We start from the raw sequence: 10,662 nt of genomic DNA on the forward strand, positions 1-10,662 counted from the left end.
ATGCCTTCGGCCGCCGCATCGCCAAAACCGTCGACGACCACACCACCGAATTCTTCTGGCAGGGCGACAACCTCGTCGCCGAAAGCAGCCGCGAGCATTACCGCAGCTACGTCTACGAACCCGGCACTTTCCGCCCATTGGCCATGCTCGACGGCAAAGGCCCGCGCAAGGCGTGCCCGTTTTACTACCAGCTCGATCACCTTGGTACGCCGCAGGAACTGACGGATTTTGGTGGCGAGATTGTCTGGTCGGCGAAGTACAACGCCTACGGAAAAGTCACGCATTTAGCAGTTGGCGGGGGAGAGCAGCTCGAACAACCGCTGCGGTTTCAGGGGCAGTACTTTGATGTCGAGAGCGGTCTGCATTACAACCGGCATCGGTACTATGATCCGGAGGTAGGGCGGTACCTGACGCCGGATCCTGTGAAGCTGGCGGGCGGGCTGAATCAGTACGGGTACGCGCTGAATCCTACGGGGTGGGTTGATCCGTTGGGGTTGGCATGTCTACCTTGCCCCGGTGATCCTGAAGGGCCGTATAGCGAAATTGTTCCGGGAGGAGGTTTGGCTGCGCATGAGGCGCAGGGTGGGCATCTAATTGCGAAGCATATTGATAGGACCGAAGCACAGTTGCGAGACAGGCTTAGAGCAGAGCCAAATATACCCATCGCGTCGACGTTTCCTAGCAGGACTGCCGCGGAGAGTACTGTCTCAAGTGTCATGGAGAAAAATAAAAAGACAATTGATGATTTTATGATAGGTAATGCACGGAAAATAGTGATCACAGAACCAATGTCAACACCGGTAGGTGTTGGGGTTGTTCGGCTCAGTGGAAAGCTTGAATCACTAGCTGTTGTAAAATTAATACTTCAGAAATCGAGAAACTCTCCTTCTGGTTACATAATATTAACGGGGTATGCAAGTGATCGATAAATCGTATGCTCAGCTTTTTCAGTTTTTGGGGGCTTACTTTAATGAGGACTGGATGTGCGAGTCCGGATTGGCTGATGATATTGTTCGGTCGTTCATAGTTGACTCGGCAGCAGAGACGATTTCGAATGTAATAGGAGAAATTACAATGCTTTTAGAGGTGCGCATGCCTGAGCCAGAGTTGAGAGAGTTTCTGCTAAAAAATATGAGTTGTTGTTACTGTTATTGGCATGAGTGGGCTTCAGGAGAAGATTGGCTAAAGCATGTTGTTAATATTCTTGGTGAATGAGATGTTTTTGGTTTGCAGGTCGATTATTTGTTGTTGTTGATATTGTCGTACGACTTTCCGAGCTGCACGATTTTTTTGGCGCGTACTTTCATCAGGACTGGGTAACTGAGTATGGCGCGGCAGAGCAAGTGATTGACGCGTTCTTGGCTGACTCCGATCCTGAGGATCTAAAGTTGGTTCAGCAAGAACTTGGCTTTTTGCTTGAACAAAGGAAGAGTGAACGGGAGTTAAAGGAGTACTTATTGAAGGAGCTGAGCTGTTACTACAGCTACTGGAATGAGTGGGAATCAGGCGAAGCATGGTTGTGTCATATTGCTAAAAAGTTGGGCAGCAAAATTTGATGGTTTTGCTGATAACGGGAAACGAAATTTCTGGGCAAGGTCGTCGGAAGTTTCCTTCAATTTCTATCGGATTCCATGAACTGGCGCGTAACGTGTTCCATGGATAGTCTCTGGTGGTCACTGAAAATTCAGTGATGGGGGTGTAGGAACCCTTCAAGACCAGAGAGGACGCTTTGGCGTCGACACCTGAATTGCGGCCATCAACATGCGTCCGTAAGATCAGTTGCGGCGGCTGTACGCGGGCATGCTTCGGCGTGGTCGAGTTCTCTGGTCTCGATATTCCTACCCCGCGTATAGCTGCCACCCAAGCCTGTAGGAAGGCCGATGGTAGCTTCCCTTCTTACCAGAGGTTTAAAAATGACAAATCTTCACCCCGATCCACCCTACGAAAAACCAGCCCCCCCCCCCCGAAAACCGCTTCATGGCGCTCACCAGCAACTGCGACGACATGCCCACCTTGTTCGTCGATACCCTCGCACCACTTGACGTTTTATACGACGCGGCCAGCTATCGAATCCGCGCCGTCACCCAAGTCATGGAAAACCTGTCGATGCGCGGCTCGATCGAATGTCAGTCGTTCATCCTCAGTGATTTCGCCTTGCTCTGCGCCATTCCGTTGCGGGACGGGTGTGATGTGCTGGATGTGTTGGGGCGGCGGTTGAAGGCTCGGCCTTCGGCGTAGCGCCGCTGAATGCTGAATGGTCGTTTCCATGCGCCGCGTGGGAACGATCACTGCCCGCTCGGCCGCGAAGCCCTGACGTTCGCCTCGGTACAAGGTAAACTTCCCGACCTTCGCAGGAGCAATCATGAATTATCGTCACGCCTTCCATGCCGGCAATCACGCCGATGTGTTCAAACACCTGACCTTGACCCGCCTCATCGCCCTGATGTCGCGCAAGGAGCAGCCGTTTGCCTATCTCGACACTCACGCCGGCATTGGTCTGTATGACCTGCAGGGTGATCAGGCGAGCCGTACCGGTGAGTACCTGGAAGGCATTGCGCGGTTGTGGGATCAGCCGGATCTGCCGGCGTTGACCGCCGATTACATGAAGGTGCTGTACGACATGAACCCGGATGGCCAGTTGCGCTACTACCCGGGTTCGCCGGAGCTGGCGCGGCGGCTGACGCGGCCGCAGGATCGGCTGATGCTCAACGAAAAGCACCCCGAAGACGGTGTGTTGCTCAAGGACAACATGGCCGGGGACCGTCGGGTGAAGGTTCACTTGGGCGAAGGCTGGCATGTGCCGCGTGCGATGTTGCCGGTGCAGGAGAAGCGGGCGGTGATGCTGATCGATCCGCCGTTTGAGCAGCTCGATGAAATGCAGCGTTGTGCGGCGTCGCTGAAAGAGGCGATTGGCCGGATGCGCCAAACCGTGGCGGCGATCTGGTACCCGGTGAAGGACCAGCGCATGTTGCGGCGTTTTTATCAGGACCTGGCCGGCACGGGCGCGCCGAAGTTGTTGCGGGTGGAGTTGCTGGTGCATCCGCTGGATACGCCGAATAGCCTGAACGGTTCCGGGTTGGCGATTGCCAATCCGCCGTGGGGGCTGGAAGAGGAATTGCGTGAGTTGCTGCCGTGGTTGTCCAAGAAGCTTGGCCAGACCCAGGGCGGGTGGCAGATGGATTGGTTGATTGCCGAGAGTTGATGGCTGATCAGATGTTTTGATGGCGTCTGATCGGGCGCCTTCGCGGGCAGGCCCGCTCCCACAGGTTTTGTGTTTGACCACAATTTTGTGATCGACATAGATCCTGTGGGAGCGGGCTTGCCCGCGATGCTTTCAGGGCCTGAATCAGATCGGGCAGGTCACGCCTGTGCCGCCAATCCCGCAATACCCTTCAGGGTTTTTCGCCAGGTACTGCTGGTGATACGCCTCGGCGAAGTAGACCGTCGGCGCTTCTTCGATTTCGGTGGTGATGGTGCCTTTGCCGGCCTTGGTCAGCTCAGCCTGGAACACTTTCTTGCTGGCCTGGGCCGCGTCCAGTTGGGTCGGGTTGGTGGCGTAGATCACTGAACGATACTGCGTGCCGATGTCATTGCCCTGACGCATGCCCTGAGTCGGGTTGTGCAATTCCCAGAACATCTTCAGCAGCGCTTCGTAGCTGACTTTTGCCGGCTCGTAGACCACGAGCACGACTTCGCTGTGGCCGGTCAGGCCCGAGCAGACTTCTTCATACGTCGGGTTTGGCGTGAAGCCGCCGGCGTAACCCACCACCGTGCTGACCACACCTTCGCGCTGCCAGAACTTGCGTTCCGCGCCCCAGAAGCAACCCAGGCCGAAGATCGCGAAATCCACGTCCATGGCGAAGGGGCCCAGCAACGGGGCGTCGTGGACGAAGTGTTTTTCCGGCAGGTTCATAGGCGTTTCACGGCCAGGCAGAGCTTGTTCTTTAGTCGGGAGCACGTTTTTGTTCACCAGGATTTCCGAGCGCAGAACCATAATCAGTCCTCTCAGTCAGGTTGAATTGTCAGACACGCAGTTTGCCCGAGTGCAGCCTCGCTGTCAGGCGATTGGGCCGCGCGGGTAGCGCTTGAGCTTTTCGATCAGCTCGGTGCCCGGGATCGGTCGGTCGAACAGGTAACCCTGGCCGACGTCGCAGCGGTGGCGGCGCAGGAAAGCCAACTGTTCGGCCGTCTCGATGCCTTCAGCCACGACCTTGAGTTTCAGGTTGTGCGCCATGGCGATCACCGCAGAGGTGATTTCCATGTCGTCCTGGTTGTCCGGGATTTCGTGAATGAAGCTTCGATCGATCTTAATGATGTCGATGGGGAATTTTTTCAAGTAACTGAGCGACGAGTAACCGGTGCCGAAGTCGTCCATGGCCAGGGTCAGGCCCAAGCGCTTGAGCTGGTCGAGCTGCAAGTGGGTGTCTTCGGTGGCTTCCAGCAGCAGGCCTTCGGTCAGTTCCAGCTCCAGCAGGCTCGGCGGCAGCGCTTCTTCCTTGAGGATATTGGCGATCGACGACACCAGGTCCGGGTCGGAGAACTGCTTGGGTGACAGGTTGATCGCCACTTGCAGATTACCCAGGCCAGCGGCGGTCAGGTCTTTGCTCATGCGACAGGCCTGGCGGGCGATCCATTTGCCGATTGGAATGATCAACCCGGTTTCTTCGGCGACGCTGATGAACTGGTCCGGGCGGATCATGCCTTTTTCCGGATGGTTCCAGCGCAGCAGCGCTTCCATGCCCAGCAAGCGGCCGCTGCGCAGGCAGAGCTTGGGCTGGTAGAACACGTCCAGTTCGTTTTGCGTCAGGGCGCGGCGCAGGTTGTTCTCGACGAACAGTTTGTAACTGGCCTCGGCGTTCAGCGCTTCGGTGAACACCTGGACCTGATGCTTGCCGTTGGCCTTGGCCTTGTGCAGCGCGAGGCCGGCGTTACGCATCAGGGTCTGTGGATCGCGCCCGTGCAGCGGCGCGCAAGCCAGGCCCACGGAGCCGGTGACGCTGATCAACTGGTTATCGACGAACATCGGTTTGTCGAGGGTCGCCAGCAGTTGATTGGCGACTTGCTGGCCCATCGCGAGGTCGGTGTTGTCCAGCAGTACGGCAAATTCGTTACTGGCGAAACGCGCCAGGCTGCCGCTCGGGATCAGGCTGTTGCGCAGGCGTCGGGCCAGGCTGATCAGCAGTTTGTCGCCGGTCTGGTGGCCGAGGCTGTCGTTGATCCGCTTGAAGTTGTCGATGTCCACCAGCAGCAGGCTGATGGGGGTATCGCTGTCTCGGGCGAAGCGTTCATCGAGGTTGCGGATAAACGCCGGTCGGTTGCCGAGGTTGGTCAGGTTGTCGGTATAGGCCAAGCGCTCGATGCGTTGCTGGGCGAGCTTGGTCTGGGTGATGTCTTCGTAGATGCCGATGTAATGCGTCAGCTCGCGGTTGTCGCCATATACCTTGGAAATCGACAACTGGCCCCAGTAGGGTTCGAGGTTTTTGCGCCGGCTCTTGAATTCGCCCTGCCAACTGTTGCTCTTGACCAGCGCCGAGGGCGCGTCGAACAGCAGTTCGCTGAGGTTTTCCAGGGCCGGCAGTTCCGACAGTCGCTGGCCGTGGACTTCTTCAGTGGTGTACTGGGTGATCGCGGTGAAGCTCGGGTTGACGTATTCCACCACGCCGTCGCAATTGACCAGCAAAAAGGCGTTGGCGCTTTGCTCGACCGCACGCTGAAACAGGTGCAGGGCGCTGGTGGCGGTGCGGCGATTGTGGTTGTTGATGACCTGGGCGAATTGGTCGGCCAACTCGCCGGCGAAGGCGATTTCGTCGGACTGCCAGGCGCGGGTTGCCCCGATCTGTTCGAGGCAGAGCACGCCGACCACCTGGCCATCGACGCGAATGCTGGCATCGAGCATCGCGTTCACATCGCGAGCGCGCAGGCTTTCGGCCATTTCCCGGGTGCGTGGATCACGAATCGCATTGTGGGCATCGATTGCCCGGCTGCCATGCAGTGCGTCCATGTAATCGGGGAAGCCGCTGACGTCGATCGGCTCCGGGATTACGTATTCCTGAGGGGCGCGGTGATAGGCCGAGATCGGCACCAGCATCGAACCGTTGAGGTTCCACAGGCTGGCGCAGTCGATTTGGTAGATGTCACAGGCGCTGCGGGTGATCAGTTCGGCGGCTTCTTGCAGGGAATTGCCGGAGCTGTAGCGCTGACGGGTCAGCAGCAGGATCAGGTCTTGCTGGGCGCGCACGCGGTCCAGGTGCAATAGCTGTTCCTGTTGGGCACGCTGATTGAGTTCCAGGGCGATCTGCAGGCGCGAGTTCTGGGTTTCGAGGTCCAGTGCCGGCAGCAGCGGCTCGCCGTCGAACATGCCGTCAACGACCAGCAGGTAGCCGCGCAGCAAGTGCCGATTATGTTGTTTGTAGGCTTCGCCCAGTTCCAGCAGGCTCAAGGTGCCTGCGGCTGTGTGCAAGGTGTAGCGGATCAGGTAATGCGGGCTTTCGGTGAGCTGTTGCTGGATCGCGTCATGCAGCTGATAGCGCGCTTCGGGCTCCATCAGGCTGGCGTAGGGCGAACCGACCAGCGCACAGAGCTCCACCGCCGGCAGGCCGAACTGTCGCTCGCAATTGGGATCGAGAAACAGCAGTGCCCAGCTGGGTTCATTCAGCCGTTCGAAACGCAGCATGCCGAGCCGCGAGGGCACGGGCAACTGCGTCACTACCTCGGCCACCATACGGCTGGCGGCATCGGGTTGGCTTTTCATGGAGGGAAACTCGCTTCGAATGTTCTGATCGCGCCGGGCTCTCGCCCTCTTTACTGTTGCCTGCGGCAAGGTTGCATCATTGCGACACCGACTGACAAGAGACATGAAGGCCAAGTGCTATAAGAATATGTCGGCCGACGTGAACATTTCTTCAGTAATGGCTGAAAACTAACGTATTTGGCTGGAAAAAGCGTTGCTGATCGCCAGCAAGCTGGCTCCTGCAGAGGATCGCGTCAATCCTGCAGGAGCCGGCTTGCTGGCGATGTTTGCGGCATCACCGCAACGTAATGCTCGTCAACTGCAAAAATTTGCCATCCCGGTCGTGATAACGGACGCGGATCTGTTCTGTTTCCACAATCAGATGCGCGAAATTGTCCTGGCTGATGACCTGGCTGGTCAGCTCATGCCGAAAATCTCCGTCGGCAGTCCGCACCAAAGGCTGATCGAGGATGAAGGTGGAGGCCTTGGCGTAGGGCAGCAGTTTGCTGTTGCACAGCGGCGAGGAGACGATGGTGTGTACCTCGAAGTCCGGGTCTTCGCTGTGGGTCAATCGACTGGTCAGGGAGCCGTGTACATCCCCGGACACGAAGAAGACGTTCTTGATGCGACGTGTACGAATAGTCTCCAGCAACCGCAGGCGTTGTTCCGGAAAGGCTTGCCAGGCGTCATCGCCCAGGCGTTTGCGGTCGGGGTAGAACATCACGCTGGTGACCACGAATTTGATCCGGGCCGGGCTGTGGATCAGCCAGTTGCACAAGGCTGTTTCCTGCTCCTCGTCGAGAATGCGCCGATCGCCTGCAGACAGATTGCGCCGGGTTCGGCTGTCGGTGACAAACCATTCGATATCACCGTGGGTGAATTGATACCAGTAGCGCTCCAGGGGGCGATGGATATTTCCATCTTCAAGCAACTTATGAGCCGGGCTGTGGCTGGCTTGATATAACTCATAGGCGGCAATGGCATTGTTATAGAGATGGTCGTCGTTTTTGTTTTTATTGGCGGGCCAGTTGTCTTCGATTTCATGGTCGTCGAGGATCATGTAAGTCGGCGTGCCGGACATCAACTTTGCAATGTGCGGCTGGGAGAACGCCATGCGGTACTTGTTAAGTATTTCCTTGTACTCCCGATCAGGGGCGATGATGTTCAAATCATCGATATAAACCTGGTCGCCGGTCATCAACAGGGCGCTGATGGGCGTTTCGGCACGCTGCGCCAGGTTCGTGATGGAGGCAAAGATCCGGTCGCCCCGATGCGGGAATGAAGGCGCACCGACCGTCATCCGCAGGTAACGGCACGAGCCGACGATGTACGCCCGTGGCGCAACGGGATTGTTGGACTGGGTGCTGAAACGGTAGACATCCCGGGGCCATTGCAGCGGCAGTTCCTGAATTGTCTCCACGGTGTGCACCGGGCTCATGGGGCTGAACCAGCCTGCCTGGTATTCGTACTCGGTATCGGCGGTGAGGTCGTTGAGGGCAAAGACGTCGCACATGTCGCGCGCGTTTGTCAGTTGAATGAAAATTCCTTTGGACCAAGGGGTGTCGCCATGGCGTCGATATCGAATTCCACCAAATACCAAAGCATCTTTCTGTAATTCGCCACGTAAAAAGATACGTGCGTGATGAGCTGTAGTGTGGCCAATAATCGGGCCGACTGTAGGTTTAAACATATTCGAATCCATTCGAAGGGGTACTCACTAATGAAGTAAGTTTTCCTAACTTTGCGTCAGTTGTTTGTGTAACTAAGCCTAGTGGCTGACCGGAAAAAAATATCGTGCTGAAGTGGATTCGAGTTGTGGGTGAACTCAGCCACGGACGTAGGAAAGAGACTTTCTTCCAGGCAAAAAAAGCCCCGCCAAATTGGCGGGGTTGAGGTACGAGCGTGGCGCTCGGAAAACGTGAAACGCGTACGGCCCTCCGGTGAAGGAGGGCCGGCCGGTGTTACAGCAAGATGGTGCGGATGTCCGCCAGCAGGCTGCTCAGACGCTGGGTGAAGCGTGCAGCAGCGGCGCCGTTGATCACTCGGTGATCGTAGGACAGCGACAGCGGCAGCATCAGTTTCGGCTGGAAGGCTTTGCCGTCCCAGACTGGCTGGATGGTTGCCTTGGATACACCGAGGATCGCCACTTCCGGCGCGTTGACGATCGGCGTGAAGCCGGTGCCGCCAATGTGGCCGAGGCTGGAAATGGTGAAGCAGGCGCCTTGCATGTCGTCAGCGGTGAGCTTCTTGTCGCGGGCTTTGGCGGCCAGCGCAGCGGCTTCGGCTGCCAGTTGCAGCAGGCTCTTCTGGTCGACGTTCTTGATGACCGGTACCAGCAGGCCTTCAGGGGTGTCGACGGCGAAGCCGATGTTCACGTACTTCTTGCGGATGATCGCCTTGCCGCTTGGTGCCAGCGAACTGTTGAAGTCCGGCAGTTCCTTGAGCAGGTGCGCGCAGGATTTGAGCAGCAGCGGCAGGATGGTCAGCTTGACGCCGGCCTTCTCTGCAACGGCTTTCTGAGCGATACGGAACGCTTCCAGCTCGGTGATATCAGCCGAGTCGAACTGAGTCACGTGTGGAATGTTCAGCCAGCTGCGGTGCAGGCTCGACGCGCCGATCTGCATCAGGCGAGTCATCGGCACTTCTTCGGTTTCACCGAAGCGACTGAAGTCCACGACCGGAATCGGCGGGATGCCCGCGCCACCGGTTGCGCCTGCAGCAGCGGCCGGTGCTTCCTTGGCCTTCTGCATCATGGCTTTGACGTAAACCTGCACGTCTTCTTTCAGCACGCGACCGTGCGGGCCGCTTGGGCTGACCGCGCTCAGCTCGACGCCGAATTCGCGTGCCAGTTGGCGTACCGCAGGACCTGCGTGCACCTTGGCGCCCGGTTTGGCCGGAGCCGCCGCAGGTGCTGGAGCAGCAGGAGCAGCGGCGGCTGGCGCAGGCGCGCTCGGTGCGGCAGCGGCTGGAGCCGATGCCGGAGCCGGGGCAGCAGCAGGCGCAGCGCCTTTGACTTTCAGCTTCAGGATCAGGTCGCCGGTACCGACTTCGTCATCCAGCTTGATGGAAACGCTTTCCACCACGCCAGCGGCCGGCGATGGGATTTCCATGCTCGCCTTGTCGGATTCGAGGGTGATCAGCGACTGGTCGGCAGTGACGGTGTCGCCTGCCTTGACCAGTACTTCGATGATCTTGGCCTTGCCCGACGAACCGATGTCCGGGACGTGAATGTCCTGGACGCTGTCGGCAACCGGTGCAGCCGGTGCGGCAGCGGCAGGCGCCGGAACAGCGGCCGCAGGTGCAGCTGCCTGTGCTGGCGCGGCAGTAGCAGGGGCCGCAGCACCCGCCACTTCCAGTTCCAGGATCAGGTCGCCGGTGCCGACTTCGTCGTTGAGCTTGACGCTGATGCTCTTGACCACGCCAGCGGCAGGCGATGGGATTTCCATGCTGGCCTTGTCGGATTCCAGGGTGATCAGCGACTGATCAGCCTCGACGGTGTCGCCGACCTTGACCTGGATCTCGATGATCTGGGCCTTGCCCGCCGAACCGATGTCCGGCACGTGCACTTGCTGAGCCGAAGCGGTAGCAGGCGCGGCTGCTGGCGCTGGAGCAGCGGCAGGAGCAGCGGCCGGTTTCTCTTCAGCTTTTGCAGCTGGCGCAGCGGCAGCCGCAGGGGCCGCCGTAGCGGCACCTTCGACTTCCAGCTCCAGCAATTCGTCGCCTTCTTTCAGACGATCGCCCAGCTTCACTTTCAGGCTCTTGATGATACCGGCCTTCGGCGCAGGCACTTCCATGCTCGCCTTGTCCGATTCCAGCGTCAGGATGCTCTGGTCGGCTTCGATACGGTCGCCGACCTTTACAAACAGTTCAATTACTTCACCTTCACCGCTGCCGATGTCAGGTACGCGAATGAGTTCGCTCACAGAATCTCT

At 58.2% G+C, this 10,662-nt stretch carries 8 protein-coding genes and 1 pseudogene; 5 read left to right on the plus strand and 4 right to left on the minus strand.

The window, feature by feature from the left end; all coding sequences use genetic code 11:
* The 5 genes and pseudogenes from F8N43_RS25290 to F8N43_RS25310 all read left to right on the plus strand — a co-directional run.
* A partial coding sequence (locus tag F8N43_RS25290; protein ID WP_191630152.1) for an RHS repeat-associated core domain-containing protein occupies positions 1-929 on the plus strand: 929 nt, incomplete at its 5' end.
* On the plus strand, positions 919-1,215 hold the full coding sequence (locus F8N43_RS25295) for a contact-dependent growth inhibition system immunity protein (protein ID WP_150635987.1): 297 nt from the start codon (positions 919-921) through the stop codon (positions 1,213-1,215). The genes F8N43_RS25290 and F8N43_RS25295, both read left to right, overlap by 11 nt.
* Positions 1,212-1,556: a contact-dependent growth inhibition system immunity protein gene (locus F8N43_RS25300; RefSeq protein WP_191630153.1), complete on the plus strand. Its 345-nt coding sequence runs from the start codon at positions 1,212-1,214 to the stop codon at positions 1,554-1,556. Before F8N43_RS25295 ends, F8N43_RS25300 begins: the two co-directional genes overlap by 4 nt.
* A gap of 357 nt (positions 1,557-1,913) precedes the next feature.
* Positions 1,914-2,238 (plus strand): annotated as a pseudogene (locus F8N43_RS25305) (hypothetical protein).
* 124 nt (positions 2,239-2,362) lie between these two features.
* Positions 2,363-3,202, plus strand: a complete 840-nt coding sequence (locus F8N43_RS25310) for a 23S rRNA (adenine(2030)-N(6))-methyltransferase RlmJ (protein ID WP_150654514.1) — start codon at positions 2,363-2,365, stop codon at positions 3,200-3,202.
* Positions 3,203-3,346: 144 nt separating this feature from the next.
* On the opposite strand, the gene msrA is transcribed toward F8N43_RS25310, so the two are convergent.
* From msrA to aceF, 4 genes are all read right to left on the minus strand, one after another.
* Entirely contained in the window at positions 3,347-3,994 is a 648-nt protein-coding gene (gene msrA / locus F8N43_RS25315) for a peptide-methionine (S)-S-oxide reductase MsrA (protein ID WP_150635982.1), read from the minus strand.
* 63 nt (positions 3,995-4,057) lie between these two features.
* On the minus strand, positions 4,058-6,751 hold the full coding sequence (locus F8N43_RS25320) for a putative bifunctional diguanylate cyclase/phosphodiesterase (RefSeq protein WP_150634744.1): 2,694 nt from the start codon (positions 6,749-6,751) through the stop codon (positions 4,058-4,060).
* Between the two features lie 274 nt (positions 6,752-7,025).
* Positions 7,026-8,420, minus strand: coding sequence for an alkaline phosphatase D family protein (locus tag F8N43_RS25325; protein ID WP_150634743.1), 1,395 nt, complete (start codon positions 8,418-8,420; stop codon positions 7,026-7,028).
* A 271-nt stretch (positions 8,421-8,691) separates the two neighbouring features.
* On the minus strand, positions 8,692-10,653 hold the full coding sequence (aceF, locus tag F8N43_RS25330) for a dihydrolipoyllysine-residue acetyltransferase (protein ID WP_150654515.1): 1,962 nt from the start codon (positions 10,651-10,653) through the stop codon (positions 8,692-8,694).
* Between the last annotated feature and the right edge of the window lie 9 nt (positions 10,654-10,662).

This window comes from Pseudomonas fluorescens (genome assembly GCF_902498065.1).
GTDB lineage: Bacteria > Pseudomonadota > Gammaproteobacteria > Pseudomonadales > Pseudomonadaceae > Aquipseudomonas > Aquipseudomonas fluorescens_BJ.